The 19,743-nt window shown below is 44.8% G+C and carries 16 protein-coding genes; 12 read left to right on the top strand and 4 right to left on the bottom strand.

Annotated features, from left to right (window positions below):
- Positions 1-225: 225 nt before the first annotated feature.
- Both BVG16_RS31655 and BVG16_RS31650 read right to left on the bottom strand, forming a co-directional pair.
- Complete coding sequence (locus BVG16_RS31655) at positions 226-1,461, bottom strand: pyridoxal phosphate-dependent aminotransferase (protein WP_078503187.1); 1,236 nt, start codon at positions 1,459-1,461, stop codon at positions 226-228.
- Between the two features lie 107 nt (positions 1,462-1,568).
- Positions 1,569-2,027 (bottom strand): hypothetical protein, encoded by a 459-nt coding sequence (locus tag BVG16_RS31650; RefSeq protein ID WP_078503186.1) that lies wholly within the window; start codon positions 2,025-2,027, stop codon positions 1,569-1,571.
- A gap of 142 nt (positions 2,028-2,169) precedes the next feature.
- Between BVG16_RS31650 and BVG16_RS31645 the strand changes: the two genes are divergently transcribed.
- Positions 2,170-2,967: a carbon-nitrogen family hydrolase gene (locus tag BVG16_RS31645; protein WP_078503185.1), complete on the top strand. Its 798-nt coding sequence runs from the start codon at positions 2,170-2,172 to the stop codon at positions 2,965-2,967.
- 59 nt (positions 2,968-3,026) lie between these two features.
- Here the strand turns inward: BVG16_RS31645 and BVG16_RS31640 are convergent, their stop codons facing one another.
- Complete coding sequence (locus BVG16_RS31640) at positions 3,027-4,367, bottom strand: SEC-C metal-binding domain-containing protein (protein WP_144027555.1); 1,341 nt, start codon at positions 4,365-4,367, stop codon at positions 3,027-3,029.
- A 101-nt stretch (positions 4,368-4,468) separates the two neighbouring features.
- On the opposite strand from BVG16_RS31640, the gene BVG16_RS31635 reads away from it, so the two are divergent.
- Positions 4,469-6,355 carry a glycoside hydrolase family 3 protein gene (locus BVG16_RS31635; RefSeq protein WP_078503183.1) on the top strand — a complete coding sequence of 629 codons (1,887 nt, stop codon included), beginning with the start codon at positions 4,469-4,471 and terminating at the stop codon, positions 6,353-6,355.
- A 14-nt stretch (positions 6,356-6,369) separates the two neighbouring features.
- On the opposite strand, the gene BVG16_RS31630 is transcribed toward BVG16_RS31635, so the two are convergent.
- The gene (locus BVG16_RS31630) at positions 6,370-7,287 is read right to left on the bottom strand and encodes a LysR family transcriptional regulator (protein ID WP_078503182.1); all 918 of its coding nucleotides are present in this window, start codon (positions 7,285-7,287) and stop codon (positions 6,370-6,372) included.
- A 186-nt stretch (positions 7,288-7,473) separates the two neighbouring features.
- On the opposite strand from BVG16_RS31630, the gene leuC reads away from it, so the two are divergent.
- The 10 genes from leuC to BVG16_RS31580 all read left to right on the top strand — a co-directional run.
- Positions 7,474-8,889, top strand: coding sequence for a 3-isopropylmalate dehydratase large subunit (gene leuC / locus BVG16_RS31625; RefSeq protein WP_078503181.1), 1,416 nt, complete (start codon positions 7,474-7,476; stop codon positions 8,887-8,889).
- 49 nt (positions 8,890-8,938) lie between these two features.
- Positions 8,939-9,532, top strand: coding sequence for a 3-isopropylmalate dehydratase small subunit (gene leuD / locus BVG16_RS31620; protein ID WP_078503180.1), 594 nt, complete (start codon positions 8,939-8,941; stop codon positions 9,530-9,532).
- Positions 9,533-9,721: 189 nt separating this feature from the next.
- Positions 9,722-11,254, top strand: coding sequence for an N-acetylmuramoyl-L-alanine amidase family protein (locus BVG16_RS31615; RefSeq protein ID WP_078503179.1), 1,533 nt, complete (start codon positions 9,722-9,724; stop codon positions 11,252-11,254).
- 24 nt (positions 11,255-11,278) lie between these two features.
- Positions 11,279-11,794: a GerMN domain-containing protein gene (locus tag BVG16_RS31610; protein WP_078503178.1), complete on the top strand. Its 516-nt coding sequence runs from the start codon at positions 11,279-11,281 to the stop codon at positions 11,792-11,794.
- A gap of 196 nt (positions 11,795-11,990) precedes the next feature.
- On the top strand, positions 11,991-13,520 hold the full coding sequence (locus tag BVG16_RS31605) for an N-acetylmuramoyl-L-alanine amidase family protein (protein ID WP_078503177.1): 1,530 nt from the start codon (positions 11,991-11,993) through the stop codon (positions 13,518-13,520).
- Positions 13,521-13,534: 14 nt separating this feature from the next.
- Positions 13,535-14,059, top strand: coding sequence for a GerMN domain-containing protein (locus BVG16_RS31600; protein WP_078503176.1), 525 nt, complete (start codon positions 13,535-13,537; stop codon positions 14,057-14,059).
- Between the two features lie 107 nt (positions 14,060-14,166).
- Complete coding sequence (locus tag BVG16_RS31595; protein WP_078503175.1) at positions 14,167-16,941, top strand: S-layer homology domain-containing protein; 2,775 nt, start codon at positions 14,167-14,169, stop codon at positions 16,939-16,941.
- 87 nt (positions 16,942-17,028) lie between these two features.
- Positions 17,029-17,694, top strand: a complete 666-nt coding sequence (nth, locus tag BVG16_RS31590) for an endonuclease III (protein WP_078503174.1) — start codon at positions 17,029-17,031, stop codon at positions 17,692-17,694.
- Positions 17,695-17,726: 32 nt separating this feature from the next.
- Positions 17,727-17,999: an NAD/NADP transhydrogenase alpha subunit gene (locus BVG16_RS31585; protein ID WP_078503173.1), complete on the top strand. Its 273-nt coding sequence runs from the start codon at positions 17,727-17,729 to the stop codon at positions 17,997-17,999.
- Between the two features lie 79 nt (positions 18,000-18,078).
- Positions 18,079-19,743: dynamin family protein (locus BVG16_RS31580; RefSeq protein ID WP_198957565.1), on the top strand; the 1,665-nt coding region annotated here is incomplete at its 3' end.

The raw sequence follows: 19,743 nt of genomic DNA, 5'->3' as shown, positions 1-19,743 counted from the left end.
ATGAATAACTCATCCAACTTCTATGCCTTGTAACAGAAGGCGCTGTTCGGCTTTGTCGGCCGGCCGTTCGAGGGTAGGTTCTGAAAGGGTGGGCGGCAAGCTCTTGCAGCCTGTGAAGCTTGCTCTCTAATCGTCACGTCGCTTTCATACTGGTCCTGTCTATACGTTTAAAATATGATTTCTTTTTAGAATAACATGGGAAATTACTCTTTGTAAAGGGATGAATTAACCCTTAAACAATCCGAGTCGTCCAACACGTTCAACAGCTTCTTCGAGTCTCGCTTCAGAGGATAACAGACCTACACGAACATACCCTTCACCATGGGTTCCAAACCCAATCCCGGGAGCGACAACAACATGAGCTTTTTCCAATAGTAAATCAGCAAATGTTGTTGAGGTGTAGCCTTTAGGAACAGGCAGCCAACAGAAGAATGACCCTGGTGATGGGGAAGCGTGCCATCCAATACGTGCTAAGGCGCCGTAAAGGGCGTTGCGACGGCTTTCGTACATCGCTACCAACTCATCCACACACGTCTGTGGAGCCGTTAAAGCTGTCGCTGCCGCTGCCTGGATCCCGCCAAATAGACTCACATAATAATGGTCTTGCATTAAATTAATCAATCGAATGACTTCGGCATTTCCTAATGCAAAGCCTACGCGCCAACCTGCCATATTATACGTTTTGGAGAGGGTATAGAATTCGACACCTACATCCTTTGCGCCGGGTAGTTCCAAGAAGCTCTTAGGTCGTATGCCATCAAACCCTATAGCGCCGTAAGCAAAATCACTGGCTACCACGATATTGTGCTTACGGGCGAATTCGATGGTCTTCGCATAGAAATCTTCATCCGCAATAGCCCCTGTAGGGTTGTTCGGATAGTTCAAGAACATGAGTTTTGCTCGATCTAAAGTAGATGTTGGAATCGCTTCATAATCGGGCAAATAATTGTTTTTCTCAAGCAACGGCATAAATGTCATTTCAGCGCCGGCTAGATGAACGCCAGACCAGTAATCTGGATATCCCGGATCAGGAACAAGACATGTATCACCGGGATTGAGCAGGATTTGGCTAATTTCCACAAGTCCGGTTTTTCCGCCGAACAAGATCGCTACCTCGGTCTCTGGATCTAGGTAGACGCCATAGTCTTCCTTATAACGCGTTGCGATAGCTTCTTTTAGGAACCCATATCCGCTAAAAGGCGGGTACTTATGGTACATGGGATTGGCTGCGGATTCCTGCAAGGATGCCACGATATGCGGCGGTGTGGGCTGGTCAGGATTTCCTTGACCTAAATTGATCACATCATGACCTTCCGCTGCCTTCGCGTTGGCACGTTTGACCAAAGATGCGAAAAATTGCGTTGGTAACCCTTGCATTCGTTGTGCTGCTTCGATTCGTATTGTATCCGATACAGATGCCTGATCGGTTGATGGGATGTCGCCGACTTCCGTTGTCTTCATGTCTTTCTTCACTCCATATCCTTCGGGATGTACAATACACCTAATTTAGCATGATTTCTCGAAGGTGTATAGAGTCAAGAAGAGTAAGTACATCAGCTTAATGGGAGTTACGCGTTATCGATCATTTTAATGAATGGCTTCACATCACTGCTGAACAATAGCAGGAACGGCTTGCGTTCTTTGTTGAACACGAGAAGCAAAGGTTCTTTTTCAGGGCAGTAAATGAGGAAGATATCACTTACGACAAAGGTTAGACCTTTAAATTCCTTGGTGACTTCCTTCTTCAATGGAACTTTGTAGATTGAGCCGCATTTATCATCTAGGCTTAATTGGGTGGATAAATTAGTAGCGGAATTCAGCCAGGATAACGCTTCTTTCTGAAAGGCATCATTATTCGGAACGACTTTCACGATTTTGTCCGATTTCAATTCATATTGCTGAATCGGAGCTAACTCCGTGTTCGGATCAGGGGTCGTGGCGGCACTTGCTAAGTTCATGGACGTCCCTAAAGTTAGAACGAACATCAACATCATAAGGATGAGTGATTTGGACAGTTTTAAAATCATGGTTGAGCGTCTCCTTTAATGTAAATTCTTCGTGCGGTTTTATATTACCCATCTTGACAGTGAACCATGACACGATATCATTAGAAAAAAGAATGCGTTGGTATCCATTAGCAACGGCAAGAAGGATAGGAGAGTTGGATAAATGAGCGAACAGAAGTGGAATGTATCCTTGATCCAGATGGATGTGACAATAGGCCAACCCGAGAAGAACTATATCAGAGTAGAACAGTTATTGCATGAAGCCATCCAAGCGGCGACCAAGCCAGATTTGATTATTTTACCGGAGATGTGGAATACGGGATATGCATTGGAACAAATCCATGCGTTGGCAGATGAGCAGGGTGAACGTACGAAATCGCTTCTTTCCGCCTTTAGTCAAACGAACCAAGTCAACATCATTGGAGGTTCCATTGCGGAACGGAGAGGGGATCAAATCTATAACACCATGTATGCATTTGATCGTACAGGAACGGTTGTAGCGGAGTACTCCAAAATTCACCTGTTCCGTCTTATGGATGAGGAAAAGTATCTGACAGAAGGAGATCGCATTGGATCGTTGAACATCGACGGAACACAGGCAGGGATGATGATTTGTTATGATATCCGGTTCCCAGAGTTAGCCCGCAAATTAGCGCTTTCGGGTGCGAAAATCTTGTTCGTACCTGCGGAATGGCCGCATCCTAGATTGCATCACTGGCGTACATTGCTTACAGCGCGTGCCATTGAGAACCAAATGTACGTGGTGGCTTGTAACCGGGTGGGGACGAGTGGCACAACAGCTTTCTTCGGGCACTCGATGGTGATTGATCCTTGGGGGGAAATCGTATCGGAGGGAGCAGAGGATGAGGCCATACTTACCGCGAGCATTGATCTCGCTTTGGTGAGCGAAGTAAGAGGGCGAATTCCCGTATTTGAAGATCGAAGACCAGAACATTATTAAGAAAACCAAAAGAGCTGTGATCGTATTTGTCGATCTCAGCTCTTTTCATGGTTAAGTTATTATTGTTTTTTGGCCCATTGAAGCAGTTCCGCATGTACTTCCCATAAATGACGGTGTCCAAGTACATATTGCACGGATTCGCTTTTAAATGTTGGCAATTTTTTGGTGCTCAACAGATAGACAGCTGTCTCAGGGGATTTCTGTTGCGCCTCAGTCCATAATTGGCTCAAGCGGTCCGAAATCCCATTCATTTCATACTCCACAAGCACACGATTGTAGGCAAATGAAATGGATGGATCTGCGTTATAGCTGTCGATCAAGCTTGCCGCACGTTGAAGTTGTTTCATTTCAATAAATGCGGTGATTAATGGGTTATGCACGTGCAAATGATCTGCAGCATCCAGAGCAATCAGTTCTTCATTATGAAGAATGGATTCTTTCATGCGGCCGAGCTCCATGCATTTTCTTGCAAATCCAGCTTTGGATCGAAGATAAGGGCGAATACGGACAGAATCCCATACCCGGCCTTTGTTCTGGTGAATAAAGGCCGTTCCTAGCGACGCTAATCCTACACGCATACCTTCTTCATACAATCCGATGGATTGTTCTGGTGCTGTTGTCGCACTTTCTGCTAAGATGTTGAACGCATCGCTGTTGTTCGGGTCTAGCTCCAGTGCTTTTTTGGCTAATGTTGTCCGTACAGAAGGTGAGGGCTCTTCCCAGGCTTCATAAAGGATTTCTTGCGCTTCCTCTTCGATCGTCTCGGTCTTCATCCCTTGAGAAATCTTCCCTTGATTGATAAGCTGAAGCATATAGTCCTTCGCTTCATTAACTGAAGAGAATTTTTGTTCTGCCAGCAGCTTGTCAATATGTTGCATTTTCTGTTCCGTTAACATATGACGTAATTGCGGAATCCGCTGATCGAGAGGATCATAGCAAGGATGCTCGTCCATACATTCCCGAATTTGTTGGACCCATTTCGAAATCGTACCCGAAGATACGCCATATTTGGTTGCAAGGCTTGATTGCGTGACTTGGTCATAGCCATGAGCTTGCGCAATGTAGTACTCTAATGCAGCTGTTAACGTTTCAGCTTTACGAACTGTTGGTTGAGTCTGATTCGTATAAGCATGCCATACATGGAGAGCTTCCGTAATTTGTTCCCAGCTATATAAATCAGTCATGCTGCTCACAACATGATCTGCTACCATACGATAAGATGGCTGATCAGCGAACCAACCTTCTACAAGCGTATTCACGCTTTGTGCATTTTTCTGGGAAACAGGGATAATAATCTTGTTATCCTGTTTTTCTTCTTGACTCTTGTTCATACAGCATTTTTTGAATTTCTTCCCGCTGCCACATGGGCACGGATCATTTCTTCCGACATTATGAATCACGGAGTACCTCCTAGAAAAAAGGGCTAAAAAGAAATTATAGCATAATTTTTCAATTTAATAAATTCTGAGTGAATAATACGTAGAAAGGAAGGGATCGTTTCATGAAAAAAACAGGGCTTTGGATCACGATGCTATCGTTATGTATTGTCGTCTTCGCTGCTTACATTTATGTAAATCAGACTCGAGTCAATTCGCAGTCCAGTACTTCAGGGAAGGGATCAGCAGAAACAACTCAGGAGCAGAGACCAAGTCCCTCAAAGCCTGCTCCCCCATCTGAGGATGAAACAAAGCAGAAGCAGGAGCTTGCTAAGAATACATACATCCAAGAGAAATTGAATCAGATGTCTTTAGAGCAAAAAGCCGCACAAATGATGATCGTCGATATGGATACGTTACATCTTCGTGCGGGAGAGCAAGTACCGGATCGGATTCGTAAGCAGCAATATGGCGGCGTTATTTTGTTTCAAAGAAACTTAGAATCCGCAGAAAAAACGGTCCGGTTAATACATGATCTGAAAGCTGCATCGGATAAGACGCCGTTATGGGTAGCGATCGATCAGGAAGGTGGAGCGGTTACTCGGTTACCTTGGATGCCTTTGTATGCTGGGAATATGGCGTTAGGGGCAACGGGCAATGTGGTGGACGCGGAAACTACGGGGAAGTTCATTGGTGAGGATATCAAGTCTTTTGGCTTTAATCTGAACTTTGCTCCAGATTTGGATGTGAACAACAATCCTGATAATCCGGTAATCGGTATTCGTTCCTTCGGATCGGATCCCGCTGCCGTATCACAGATGGGCATCTCGGTAATGAATGGCCTTCATGAAGCGGGGATGCCCGCTGCGGTAAAGCATTTTCCGGGTCATGGAGATACCGAGACGGATTCACATCTCGGACTGCCATCCATTCCGTATGATCGGGAAAGACTTGAACAAATCGAATGGGTCCCTTTTCGTGAAGCCATCGCGAACGGGGTGGATATGATTATGACAGCGCACATCACCTATCCCAAATTGGAGACGAAGACGGTGATTTCAAAAAAAGATGGCTCCAAAATTCATATTCCAGCCACGTTATCTTCGTACTTCTTAACCGATGTACTACGTAATGAAATGCATTATGATGGGATCATCGTCACGGATTCCTTAGAAATGCAGGCCATATCTTCGAATTTCGGAGACAAGGAAGCCGTGCTTATGGCGATTCAAGCCGGTGCTGATATTGTATTAATTCCACCAGATCCCGAGAAATCGATTGCTTGGATTGCTCAATCTGTTCGTAACGGTACCTTATCGGAACAACAAATCAATCAAAGTGTTGAGCGAATTTTGAAGCTGAAATATACATACGGTTTGTTTGAAGCGGATAACATGCTGTCTTATGAAGAACAGTGGAAACGAGCGGAACAACGTCTTCAGGATGCGGAAGCGCGACGGAAAGAGCAGGAGGTCGCAGAGCATGCTGTAACCCTGTTGAATAATGAGGATCATGTACTTCCATTTCAAATGAAATCAGAGGGTAAGATCCATGTTTTTGCGACAGCCAAGTTATTGTCAGAAGTTAAACGACAGATCCAAACCCAGCTAAAAAATTCAAAACAAGTGATAAGTGTGGTAGGGTACGATTTAACAGGGGCTTTATCGGAGTCGAAGGTAGCTCAGATGAAGGCATCCGATTCGATTTTGATTGTTACTAGAAACTTGAATACGGATAAAAAACAACGGCAAGCCGCGCAGCAACTATGGAAACAATTGAAACAAGCGAACAAAAAAGCGGCCGTCTTATCTGTCGGCGCGCCTTATGATATTCGTTATCTACCGGATATTCATGCTTATTTAGCGGTGTATGGGGATCGTAAGACAGCAAATTTGCCTGCCGGTATTCGAGCAGCCCTGGGCATAATTGAACCCTCAGGGAAATTGCCTGTCATGATTCCGGATTTGAGAGGTCAGACCTTATTTGAAGTTGGAGAGGGAAATACCTATTAAGAGGTATTTCCTGTTTAAGATTGGAATTGTTCACGCATCGTTGTTTTAAACACTTCAATAAATGCTTCAGCGGCCTTGGACAAATAACGTCCTTTGCGATAGGCAATCACGAGGGTGCGCTTGGGCGAAGGATCTTCGATCGCTAAATATGCGGGGATAAATTCACTTCGCTTCGCTCGTGCGATAAAATGTGGAACGAAGGCGATGCCCATGCCTGCGGCAACAAGAGATTGCACGGTCTCCATATTGCTGCTCTCGAACACGATTCGCGGCGTAAATCCAGCCGCCTGGCATAATTCTATCGTAATCTGGCGAAATCCCTGCCCCTTTTTAAGTACGATGAAGGGTTCATTCTTTAAATCTTCGATTCGAATGAGGTTCGAAGGATTGCAATTCGACAGCGCGGCTAAAATATGGTTCGGCGGAACGGCCAACACGATTTTTTCCTCCACGATCGTTTCATACGTTAATGCGGGTTCATGAAGCGGGAGCGATAAGAGGGAGAAATCGGTCTGGCCGTTTGCTGTTAATTTCTCCAAATCCGCTGATGTATCTTCCACGAGCACAATCTCAATGTCAGGATACTTTGCTTGGAAGGCCGGCAGAACGTGAGGGAGAATATGCGAGCCTGTAATCGGCATGCTGCCAACGACGACTTTCCCTGTGCGCGTATTTGAAATATCCGCCATCTCTTGTTTCAGCTGCTCCATTGCATCAATGATTTTCTGTGCTTGGGTGATAAAGGCTTCGCCTGCATGAGTCAGTTCAACGGAGTTCGTGTTCCGTTGGAAGAGCAGCACGCCGATTTCTTTTTCCAACTTCGATAATTGTTGACTGAGTGAGGGTTGAGCAATATGCAGCTTCTCGGCTGCGCGGGAGAAATTTCGCTCTGCCGCAATTTGAATGGCGTATTGTAATTGACGTAGTTCCATAGAACCTCCGATCGTTCATTCGAGATGATAACGTTATAACCAAAAACTATAAAGCTTATAGTTATTATATCTTGGAACAATGAATAAAACCATGCTATTATTCAAGCAAAGAACAGAATGGCGTGCGGAAAATGAGCAGTAACCGCGATTCTGAAGGGTTTCGAATCGATGATGAGGTGAATAATAATGGCGAAAAAAACGATGTTTGAGAAAATTTGGGATAATCATGTGATTCATCAAGAAGAAGGTAAACCGAGCATTCTGTATATTGATCTTCATTTAGTTCATGAAGTAACGTCTCCGCAAGCCTTTGAAGGATTGCGTTTGACGAACCGTAAAGTACGTCGTCCTGAGCTAACGTTTGCAACGATGGACCATAACGTACCAACGAAGGATCGCTTCAATATTACAGATCCGATCTCCAAACAACAAATTGATACATTATCGAAGAACTGTGCTGATTTTGGCGTTACCTGTTATGACTTGGATAGTCTTGACCAAGGTGTTGTGCACGTTATGGGTCCTGAGCTTGGATTAACGCATCCGGGCAAGACGATTGTCTGCGGCGATAGCCACACATCAACACACGGTGCGTTCGGTGCATTGGCATTCGGTATCGGCACAAGTGAAGTTGAACACGTACTTGCGACCCAATGTTTGCAACAGACCAAAGCCAAAACGATGGAAGTGCGTTTTGTCGGCTCCCGTAAGCCAGGCGTTACAGCGAAAGACTTAATTCTTGGCGTGATCGCGAAATACGGCACGGACTTTGCAACAGGTTATGTGATTGAATATACAGGTGAAGCGATTCGCCAATTGACGATGGAAGAGCGTATGACCGTATGTAACATGTCGATCGAAGCGGGTGCTAGAGCAGGTTTGATCGCTCCAGACGAAGTAACTTTCGAATACTTGCGTGATCGCCAATATGCTCCACAAGGTGAAGCTTATGATCAAGCGGTTGCAGCTTGGAAACAACTTGCTTCCGACGCAGACGCAACCTATGATCTTGTCGTTGATTTCGATGTAGACAGCCTGATCCCGCAAGTAACTTGGGGAACGAGTCCGGGTATGGGTACAAATATTACTGCAACGGTACCGAACCCTACTGACTTCACTTCCGAGAATGAACGTAAAGCAGCCGAAAAGGCGCTTGAATATATGGATCTGAAACCAGGCACACCGATCTCTGAGATTGGAATTGATTATGTATTTATCGGTTCTTGCACGAACGGCCGGATTGAGGATTTGCGTGCAGCAGCCGAGATTGCTCGCGGATATCAAGTATCTAGTCAAGTGACGGCGATTGTCGTTCCAGGATCAGGACGCGTTAAGATTCAAGCGGAAAAAGAAGGCTTGGATAAAATCTTTACCGAAGCGGGCTTCGAGTGGCGCGATGCGGGTTGCAGTATGTGTCTAGCAATGAACCCCGACGTCTTGCAACCAGGTCAACGTTGTGCTTCCACATCGAACCGGAACTTTGAAGGACGGCAAGGACGCGGTGGGCGTACGCATTTGGTATCTCCTGCAATGGCTGCAGCAGCGGCAATTAAAGGTCATTTCGTAGACGTGCGTGACTGGGAATTGAAAGCAGCGAACTAATCTGTTGGACGAAGTCCTGAATGTGATAGATGAGAGGGGAAATAAAACAATGGAACCATTTAAACAGCTTACAGGTATTGTTGGTCCGGTTGACCGCGTAAATGTAGATACAGATGCAATTATCCCAAAACAATTTTTGAAACGTATTGAGCGTTCTGGGTTCGGGCAGTTTCTATTCTTCGAATGGAGATTTCATGAGAATGGCGATGTGAATACAGCCTTCGAATTGAACAAACCGCGTTATGACGGTGCTTCAGTACTTATTTCCCGCGTTAACTTTGGATGCGGATCCTCCCGTGAGCATGCGCCTTGGGCGATTCTTGACTACGGCTTCCGTTGTGTTATCGCACCTTCTTTTGCAGATATCTTCTACAATAACTGTTTTAAGAATGGAATATTGCCGATTAAGTTATCCGAAGAACAAGTTGAAGATTTGTTCCAGCGTACGGCACAGCATGATGGATACAAGTTGTCCGTTGATTTGGATAACAAAAAACTGACCGATGAGTATGGTTTGGAAATCCAGTTCGATTTGGATGAACACCGCCGTCAATTCTTGTTGCAAGGGTTAGATGATATTGGTCTTACACTGCAGCATGAAGATAAAATTTTGGCTTATGAGCAACAACGGAATCTAGCATAATACAGATTTGAATTCGTATCTATGGATCGGAGCTTCAATTCCTTTGGCGAGACAAAGGTTGAAGCTCTTATTTTTTTGTTTTAAACCGCAACTTTTGTAAAGTTTTGGGTGTCTTATTTTATAGCTAGATGTCGAGCGGTTTGATATTGTACGAACTAAAGTCTAATTTATGAAGGACAGGAGAAAAGGATGAAAAAAATTGGTGCTGTAGTGTTGTTCTGTTTGATGTTGTTCATGTTACCGAGTTTGAGTCATGCTAATGCGGGGCACCAGATGTATTTGAACGGTATCTCGTTAGCTCCTTCTACTGAAGGGCAAATAATTCAGAATTCAACAATGATTCCAATTCGTGTCGTCGTTGAGGAGCTAGGTTTTCAGGTGGATTGGGATAAAAAGACACGCACGGCCTCCATACATAATGACAAGAAGTCCATGATGCTTGCCGTAGATCAGAAATGGGCGACAGTGGATGGCAAGAAGGTCTCATTGGACATGCCTCCTACTCTAATATCAGATACGACGCTTGTTCCGCTCCGATTTGTCGGAGAACAGATGGGGCTTGTCGTCAATTGGGAAAATGAAAGCAAATCGGTGTATTTGTTCACGTCGGATTTTGGCTCTGAAGTAACGCAGCCGGAACTGCCGACAACATCTCCAGAACCAGAGCAAGGTGGTACAACGACACCGAAGGATCAGGATAAAAATAGGAACACGAATGAAGATTTGAATGAGGCGGATCTAGAAAATGGGATGCAAGTCGCTGATGAGCTGACGGAAGTACAGACGGTCACGTTCGAGGATAATCGCCTAGTTGTAGGTGTTAGCAAAGACGGTTTATTGCCTAAATCGCAGCGACTGTCGAATCCTGATCGTATTGTCATCGATATTCCGAATGCGAAATTCGCTGATCAATTCTTCAACAGTCAAATTTTCGGCACGAATGGACAAGGTGAGCTGCAAGTGCAAGGTCACGCCATTGTTAGCAAAATTCGATTCTCACTTTTCTCCAATAGTCCATCAACGGTACGTATCGTAATGGATATCAAGCAGAGTCAGTCTTTCAGCCTCTACACCACCAAAGATCCCAATACGATTATAGTTGATCTTAATGGCAGTACGTCGGATACAGGCACAAGTACGGGGACAGGAACCGCCGTTAACCCGCCGCAATCAGGCAAGTATGTCGTTGTCATTGATGCGGGTCATGGGGGAAGCGATCCGGGAACGAGCAGTAAGAATAACCGCTATGAGAAAGATTTCAATTTAGCAGAGGCTCTGAAGGTTGCTGAGCTATTCCGTAACGATCCGGATGTTGAGATTATTCTGACACGGTCGGATGACACGTATGTGAAACGCAGTGACCGGGTGGCACTCGCGAAGCAGGTTCAAGCGAACTTATTTATTTCAATTCATGCAAACAGCATCCTAAATAAGTCTTCGATCACGGGTACGGAAACCTATTATACTCGGGAAGATAAGAGTAAGGCCTTCGCACAGGTCATGCACAGTCATTTGATCCAAGGCACTAAGCTTCCAGATCGAGGCGTACGCCAGAAGAGCTTGGAAGTGACACGAGAGACGGATATGCCTGCCGTTCTGCTGGAAGTCGGTTATTTATCGAATCAGTCTGATGAAGCAGCCCTCTATACGGAAGATTTCCAAAATCGTGTGGCGCAGTCTATTAAGAACGGGATTAGACAATACTTGGGATTGCAAACCTAAGCCGAGGTGAGTATTTTGAGGAAGATGACATTATTGTTAGGAATGTTGATAACAATCATTGCGATTGCCGCAGGATGCGGTCAGAAATCCGGTGATCCTGAGACGGGCGGGAAGCCGGAAGCACAGCAGCATGCCGAACAGACGCTTCATATTCAAGCTTACTATACGGATGATCAGATCTTGAATTTGGTCCAAGAAAAGAAAGATATTAAGTTCGCAGATGAGAAGGCAAAATATCTCGAAGCGCTGAAGGCGCTTCAATCGACAGATGACGCGAAGCTGGTAAAGCTGTGGCAAGAGAATGAATTTCAATCTGCAATCTTAAAGGATGGCGGAGCGTTGATCATTGATGTGAAGATTCCTGCGGAAGCACATTTAGGTGCATCAGGCGAAGATTTAGCGATTCAAGCGGTGCTCAAGACTGTCTTTCAATTCGAGGAAGTGCAGTCTGTAGATATTCTTGTTGATGGACAATCCGTCGACTCTCTCATGGGGCACGTCGAATTAGAACATCCTTATACAAGGAAATCAATCATGTAAGCTTGAGCTCCTGTTTCTATGGTAAATTTTAGTAGAGTTTCAATCCCTTTTGACGATCAATAGGGTTGGAACTCTCTTTTTTTGTTTGATTACCGCAACTTTTGTAGTTTTATTACGTCTAATATTGTGCCTACGTGTCGATTGCTCGACATGAAACATGATGAAAATCAAAATCTAAGAAAAGTAGGGGTGAAGGATGAAAAAAATTGGTGGAATGTTGTTGTTTTGTTTTATGTTGTTCATGGTACCGAATATGAGTCATGCTAGTGCGGGGCTCCAGATTTATTTGAACGGTGTCTCGTTATCTCCTTCTGCCGGAGGGCAGATCATTAAGGATTACACAATGATACCAATTCGTGTCGTCGTTGAGGAGCTAGGTTTTCAGGTTGATTGGGATAAAAAGACGCGCACGGTTACCATACATAATGACAAGACGTCCATGACGCTTGTCGTAGATCAAAAATGGGCAACAGTGGATGGCAAGAAGGTCTCATTGGACATGCCTCCTACACTAAAATCAGATACGACGCTCGTTCCTCTCCGCTTTGTTGGAGAACAGATGGGTCTTGTCGTGAATTGGGAAAATGCAACGAAATCTGTATATCTCTTCACATCTGATTATAGTTCCGAAGTGACGAAGCCGGACGTGCCTACCACACCAGGGAAACCAGACCAAGGCGGTTCCACAGGTGAAGGATCGAATAACGGTTCTGATGGAACGAACAATGGCTCCAATGGTTCAAACGGCGGGAATTCGGGTAATGGTTCAGTCACCCAAGATCTTGCAGAAATTCAAACCGTAACATTCGAGGATAATCGACTTGTCGTTGGAGTTAGTAAAAGCGATGTGAAGCCTACACAAACGAAGTTATCCAATCCAGACCGGATCGTCGTGGACATTCCGAATGCGAAATTTTCGGATTCGTTCTTCAACAGCCAGAATTTCGCTGCGAATGGACAAGCTGAGATCCAGCTCACAGATCATCCTCTCGTGAGTAAAATTCGTTACTCTTTATTCTCGAGTAATCCATCGACTGTACGGATTGTTATTGATTTGAATCAGAATCAAGCATACCAGTTTACTACAACAAAAGATCCGAACACGATCATCGTTGATTTGAATGGCGGATCGACAGATCCTGGGAATGGAAGTAATCCAGGAACGATTCCTCCGGCGAACGGCAAGTATGTCGTTGTTATTGATGCAGGACATGGCGCAAAGGATCCAGGTGCCATTAGTTTGAATAAACGGAACGAGAAGGATTTTAATTTGGCGCAAGCCTTAAAGGTCGCCGAACTATTCCAGAATGATCCAGATGTTCAGATTGTTCTTACGCGCTCAGACGATACGTTCTTGGAATTAAAGGAACGCGTTACCGTTGCGAAGCAAGCCAATGCGAACTTATTTATTTCTATTCATGCAAACAGCATCAATAAAGCAACGATTAGCGGGACTGAAACGTATTATTCCAGAGATGATGAGAGTAAGGCATTTGCACAAGTCATGCATTCCAATCTAGTTCAAGGTACGAAGCTACCTGATCGCGGTGTACGCAAACAAAGCTTACATGTAACTCGTGAGACGACGATGCCAGCATGCTTGTTGGAAGTGGGGTATTTAACGAATCAAACGGATGAAGCAGCCCTGTACCAGGATGATTTCCAAAATCGTGTGGCCCAGTCGATCAAGAACGGGATTAAACAATATTTGGGATTACAACCCTAAGACGAGGTGAGCACATGCGAAAATTTACATTATTAGCTGGGACGTTTGTTTTATTACTTGCCCTTGCAACAGGCTGTGGTCAGAAGACAGAGACCAACACGAATACGCAAACAGGAGATACAACAGAGGTTCAACAGCCGACAGAACAAACATTGAAGATTCAATCCTATTATACGGATGATCAAATTCTTAATCTTGTTCCAAAAGAACAAGAAATCAAGTTCGTGGAAGAGAAAGACAAATATTTAACAGCTTTGAAGACACTTCAGAAAACAGATGATCCCAATCAAATCGCGCTTTGGGAGGAGTCGGAATTTCTCTCAGCAGAGCTAAAAGACGGCGGGGCTTTAACAGTGGATGTCAAAGTACCAGCGGAAGCGCATCTAGGAGCTTCAGCGGAAGATCTGGCTGTTCAGGCCTTACTCAAAACCGCGTTCCAGTTCGATGAAGTGAAATCGGTAGATATTCTTGTCGACGGTCAATCTGTCGATACGATGATGGGGCATGTCGAATTAGAGCATCCTTACACGAGAAATTAGAGAAATTATTGAAATTCAACAAAGTAAGCAGGAACTTCCTGCTTCTTTGTTGAATTTATTTAGGATTGTGGACAATTCATAGCGTAAGAGAGAGGGGCTTCACCACCATGAAAACAAAATTAATTACACTGTTCTTGACGGCAGTGCTTGTGATGGGCAGTGCAGGAAGTGCATTCGCTGCAGTCACACCGGCAGATTCTTCGGCAAACAATACGACTTCCAATACAAATTCAGGATCCAATAATACAACTTCACCAAACACGTCGAACAATGGGAGTTCATTGTTTAGTGATGTAACAAAAGGATTCTGGGCTGAAAAACATATCACGAAACTTGCATTAGAGAAAGTTTTGCTGGGGAATAACGGGAAATTCAGACCGAATGACCCAGTAACACAACAAGAAGCCGTGACCATGGCGATTCGGTATATGAATTTAGAGAAGGATATGGATTCCAGTGCTTCTATTGCATTCCAATCCGGTTTTGTTGTGGATAATTATTTCAAACCTTATGTGAAATTGGCATTTGAAAAAGGTTTGCTGGATAAAAATGAGGAGATGGCTCCTGAGGCTAACAAAAATGCTTGGGGCTCGAAAAAAGCTTCTCGTGAATGGATTACTAAAATTTTGGTGCGTGCATTAAATAAAGAAGCGGATGCCAAAGCGGCGATGACGACTGCAACGACTTTTGCGGATAATAGCAAAATTTCGTCTTCATCGTTAGGTTATGTAAATGTTGCGCTTAAATTGAAGCTTACGACAGGAATGGAAGGGAACAAATTTGAGCCGCAAGGGAATGTGACACGTTCGCAATTAGCGGCCTTCTTTAGCCGCGGGGATGCTCATACTTCGATCCAATACGATAATGTGGCACAAGGCGTGATTACGAGTCTTACAGATACGAATTTGTCCTTGTATGGGGAAGACGGCAAAGTACATAATTACGCGCTGACAGGAAGTACGGCGTATTTCACGGCGGATTCCGAAGCGGCTGTCTCCGCATCTACGGTACAAGCCTATACGAAAGTGAAAGTCATTGAAACGCAAGGGAACGCTGGCTATGTCGAAGTAATCGATCCGAAGGTTCAATTGGAATCGAATGAGGGGAAATTCCAGCGTCTGCATGCGACAGGATCGAAGTTCACTGTGTTGAGCAACGATGACTATGTAACATTTGATTTTGATTCCGCTACGGTATTCTTGGATCAAAACGGAAAAACGATCTCGGCTAAAGATTTAGTACCTGATAGCATGATTGATGTGAAACGCGAAACATTCTCAGGTCAACACAAGGTGATTGTCGTACAAGTGAAATCTGCGCCGATTAATAAATCGGGTGCGGGGATCGTAACGGCAGTGGATGCGAAGAACGGGACTTTGAAGGTAAAAGATGGTTCTAATACGGAGGAAACATTAACGGTGTCATCCGATGCAATCATACTCTATCAAGATCAAGTGTTGAAAAGCTTGTCAGAGATTAAAGTAAATGATGTGATCTCTTATAGCGTGAAAAATGGCCAAGTGACGAACTTGGAAATTACGCAGACAAGCTCGCGTACAGTTCGCGGGACATTGATTAACATCAGCAGCTCCAGCAAATTGGTTACGTACGTGAAGGAAGGATCTTCAAAACCTGAAGTGAACCTCCTTGCGGATCAAGTTGAAGTTGTCGTGGATGGTATTCAAGACGCGAAGATCACGGATTTGGTATCTGATGATACAAACGGGGATGTGATTGAATTAACGATTACCCCAGATGATCGTGTATCTAAGATTCAAGTTGTTGGCCGGAAGGTAGAGCAGCTTCAAGAATTATCCGTAGTAGGTTATAACAAGAAGCAACAAATTTTGACGGTGATGAATGCGAAGGAGAAAGCGTTTGTGTTCAACGTGAAGGAAAACACGAAGCTCGACTTTGGTGTAGGAAATACAACGTTAAAAGATTTAGAAGGCCTTCTTCCGGAGAAGACGAAAGTTAATCTTACGGTATTGGGAGATAACATCTTAACCCTTCAAAAAGTGTATAAATACGACGGCAAATTGTTAAGCCTAAATACTTCAAGTCAGACGCTTACACTTGTCACTGATGCTGGTCAGACCATGACATTGAGTTATGATGGAACAACAGTCGTGTTCGTTCACGGTAAGACGAATTCTACATTATCGAATATTAAGGTTGGAGATACGATTTCTGCGCAATTACGTACGACACAAGATAAAGTGGGCCGGATTTCCTTGAAGTCAACAGGTCAATTTGAGGTGTATTCGACAGATGTTGCCAAGAATAAATTGAGCGTCAAATCTAGTGAAGGATATATTGAATCGCTTGATTTAGAAGGTGTTACCCTCTTAAATGAGACGGGTGCCGTGATCAAAGTATCAGATTTCACACCTGGCCAAGTCGTAAATGTGAATTTTTCAGGAAATGTTGCAGAATTGGTTCGCAAAGTGACGTTGACTTATGGTAAAGTGGAAACAATTGATTCCGCAAATCAAAAGTTGACGGTTAAAGATTTCACAGGACAGTCTAAAGAAATAAAGCTGACTTCGAGCTATCAAATTGTGCGTAATAATTCGATTAGTACGAATATCAATAGTCTCTCGGCCAATGACCGCGTAGAGGTAAAATCCGATGCGAATGGAAATACGATTGTGCGCGTATTAGATTCGCTTAGCCGCAAGTTTAATCGCTATTCGGCTTCTACGAATGATTTCTATGTACAACGTGCGTCATTAACCGATAACAACTTTGTATTTAAATTCGTGACGAACGTATACGTTCATAAAGGCGATACTTTACTCAATTTACAATCTTTGGCTGAGGGCGATCAAGTGCTGCTTGTCTTCAATAACAATCAAATTATTGAAATTGAGAAGCAATAAGTTCGATTGACTGCATCCGATAAACCGTCTTGATGTGGAATTTTCGCGTCAAGGCGGTTTTCTTGTTGAAAGGAGGTTGTTTGTTACATGAATGCAACGACAGTCCGCTATATTCTAGATACAATGGGGGAGATGTTCCCGGATGCGCATTGTGAGTTACATCATTCGAATCCGTTCGAATTGGTCATCGCTGTGTTACTGTCAGCACAGTGCACGGATGAGACCGTCAATAAAGTGACTGCGAATTTATTCCAGAAATATCGCAAACCCGAAGACTATTTAGCCGTTCCCATAGAGGAGCTAGAGCAAGATATTCGTCGAATTGGATTATTTCGGAGTAAAGCAAAACACATTCAGCACTTGTGCCAAATGCTATTAGAGCGTTATAATGGCGAAGTGCCCGAAGAGCATGAGAAGCTCATAGAGCTTCCTGGCGTCGGTCGAAAAACAGCGAACGTCGTCATGTCGAATGCTTTTGACGTACCGGCGATTGCGGTTGATACGCATGTTGAGCGCGTGTCCAAGCGGCTTGGACTTGCGAATTGGAAGGATTCTGTGCTGGAAGTTGAGAAGAAATTGATGAAGCGTGTTCCTCGCGACGAGTGGACATTAACCCATCATCGACTGATTTTTTTTGGACGTTATCATTGTAAGGCACAGAACCCGAAATGTGATGTTTGTCCGCTGCTCAGCATTTGCCGTGAAGGCAAAAAACGTATGAAACCTATCCAAGTAAGGAAAGATAAGGATTAAGGCAATCTAAAAAAGAAGAGGATGAGATTGAAATGAAATGCATCTCAGTGTATACGGACAATTTTGAATTGTTCTCTGACATTTATGAGACCGTAATTGCAACAGAGCTTCAAGAAAACGAAGAAATCGAGGTTGAAGGTGTAACGGTAAGTGATTCCGGTACGGTACCTGAAAACTACCTTGATAAAATGAAAGTTAAACCAGAAGTTGTAGTTATGAAAGTAAAAGATCGCAATATTACTATCCTACAACACGGAAAAGTTTTTGAAATCTTTATTCCAACAGACCAAAATATGGTACACTAGAAACCGAAATCTTACGGAAAATTCAGGGAAACCGAATGCCGTGAGATCTCGGTTATTTTTTTGTCGGGGAGAAAAAACGATGAGTGTACTTACTTCAAAGGAACAATCTTATTGCAAGGCAAGCTTAGAACCGCTAGAAGCATGGCTGCGTGATGCAGGGGACCATGTGAATGCCATCAAAATACAACAAATGAAGCAGAAGTGGGATCAAGAACAGTTCACGATTGCATTCTGCGGTCATTTCTCGGCAGGAAAGTCGAGTCTGATCAATCGGCTCTGCGGCAAAAAAATATTGCCGTCTTCTCCGATTCCGACAAGCGCGAATCTCGTTCGGATTCGACATGGCGAGCCGCGCGCCGTCATTACGAGAATGCCATCATCCGAAGGTGTCGAACAAGCGAAGTTAACGGTGCCCTTAGATGAATTAGAAGCGTATTGCGTGAATGGGACGGACTTCGAATCCGTGGAGCTGTATGATGATCTCCCGTTTCTAGGTGAGAAAGGGGTGTTGTTAGATACCCCCGGGGTAGACTCGGTAGATGATGCGCATCGCATGTCAACCGAATCAGCGCTTCATTTGGCGGATATCGTGTTATATGTGATGGATTATAATCATGTTCAATCGGAGATTAATTTCGCGTTTGCGAAGCAATTGGCGGATTGGGGTAAACCCATTTATTTGATTGTAAATCAGATTGATAAACACCGGGAGCGCGAGATTTCGTTCGAATCGTATCGCAAGGGGGTAGAGCAATCCTTCGCGGCATGGAACTTGAAGCCCGCTGGCATTCTCTATCTATCCTTAAAAAATCCAGATCATCCGAAGGATGAATGGTCTTCGTTGGAATGGTTGATTCAAGAACTCATGAAGCATCAGACCACGTTATGTCATGTGAGTGTGATGGGATCCGCTGCCCAAGTGGTAGAAGCTCATTTGCGTTGGTGTGAGCAGCAGGTGGAGTCGGAGAAGCAGCAATGGATCGACGCCATGGGCGGTCAGGAGCAGGCTGCAAAATTGGCGGAAGAATTGGCCTCCCTGGAGCAGGAGCAGTCCCGATTAGCCCGTTATTCGGATACCGTACAGGCTCAGTTCAGACAAGATTTAAGCAGCATGGTTGAACATGCGAATATCATTCCAGCAGAGACGCGCGATTTCGCCGCTAAGTATCTGGAGAGCAGAAAGCCGGGCTTTAAGGTTGGCTTCTTATTTACGGCAGGGAAAACGGCAGAAGAGCAGCAACGTCGTCTGCAAGGCTTGCATCAGCATTTCCTCGAGCAAGTACGTGCTCATGTGGATTGGCATGTAGGGGACCTTCTTCGTAAGCTGGCTGAGGTCGTGGGTGCGGCGTCAGAAACATGGAGTTCGGGATATGCACTCGTCCTGTCGAAAATCACCCCTGAGTGGCTTGCAGCGCGTGTGAGCGAGGGTGCCGGTTTTACGAATGAATATACGATGAATTATTCGAAGCAAATTAGCGCGGATGCGAAGGGGTTATACCGCAAGCAAGCATTGCAGCTTGCGGATGGGTTGCTCGAGCAGCTGCGCGCGACCGCGGACGCGCAGGCTACACAGCTTGGCGAGCAGCATGCTGCGCTGCTCGCCCGTTCGGCGGCGCTCGCAGAGCTGCGCCGCCTCGAGCACCGCGAGCGCGAGCGCGCGGAGCGCTTGCGCTCGCTGGCCGCTGCGCCCGGCGCCAGCGCAGCCACATCCGGCCTGCHGCTNDGRYANAGTATHNATSSGYAS

Source organism: Paenibacillus selenitireducens (assembly GCF_002021565.1).
GTDB classification, from domain to species: Bacteria; Bacillota; Bacilli; order Paenibacillales; family Paenibacillaceae; genus Paenibacillus_K; species Paenibacillus_K selenitireducens.
Note: the sequence above shows the minus strand (reverse complement) of the source record. Positions and strands in the feature narration are given on the sequence as shown.

Excerpts from the sequence above, each read along its gene's own strand:
- BVG16_RS31610 (WP_078503178.1), top strand. The coding sequence starts at position 11,279 with ATGACATTATTGTTAGGAATGTTGATAACAATCATTGCGATTGCCGCA.
- BVG16_RS31615 (WP_078503179.1), top strand. The coding sequence starts at position 9,722 with ATGAAAAAAATTGGTGCTGTAGTGTTGTTCTGTTTGATGTTGTTCATG.
- BVG16_RS31645 (WP_078503185.1), top strand. The coding sequence starts at position 2,170 with ATGAGCGAACAGAAGTGGAATGTATCCTTGATCCAGATGGATGTGACA.
- BVG16_RS31650 (WP_078503186.1), bottom strand. The coding sequence starts at position 2,027 with ATGATTTTAAAACTGTCCAAATCACTCATCCTTATGATGTTGATGTTC.
- BVG16_RS31595 (WP_078503175.1), top strand. The coding sequence starts at position 14,167 with ATGAAAACAAAATTAATTACACTGTTCTTGACGGCAGTGCTTGTGATG.
- BVG16_RS31585 (WP_078503173.1), top strand. The coding sequence starts at position 17,727 with ATGAAATGCATCTCAGTGTATACGGACAATTTTGAATTGTTCTCTGAC.
- BVG16_RS31605 (WP_078503177.1), top strand. The coding sequence starts at position 11,991 with ATGAAAAAAATTGGTGGAATGTTGTTGTTTTGTTTTATGTTGTTCATG.
- BVG16_RS31635 (WP_078503183.1), top strand. The coding sequence starts at position 4,469 with ATGAAAAAAACAGGGCTTTGGATCACGATGCTATCGTTATGTATTGTC.
- BVG16_RS31600 (WP_078503176.1), top strand. The coding sequence starts at position 13,535 with ATGCGAAAATTTACATTATTAGCTGGGACGTTTGTTTTATTACTTGCC.
- leuD (WP_078503180.1), top strand. The coding sequence starts at position 8,939 with ATGGAACCATTTAAACAGCTTACAGGTATTGTTGGTCCGGTTGACCGC.
- nth (WP_078503174.1), top strand. The coding sequence starts at position 17,029 with ATGAATGCAACGACAGTCCGCTATATTCTAGATACAATGGGGGAGATG.
- BVG16_RS31655 (WP_078503187.1), bottom strand. The coding sequence starts at position 1,461 with ATGAAGACAACGGAAGTCGGCGACATCCCATCAACCGATCAGGCATCT.
- leuC (WP_078503181.1), top strand. The coding sequence starts at position 7,474 with ATGGCGAAAAAAACGATGTTTGAGAAAATTTGGGATAATCATGTGATT.
- BVG16_RS31630 (WP_078503182.1), bottom strand. The coding sequence starts at position 7,287 with ATGGAACTACGTCAATTACAATACGCCATTCAAATTGCGGCAGAGCGA.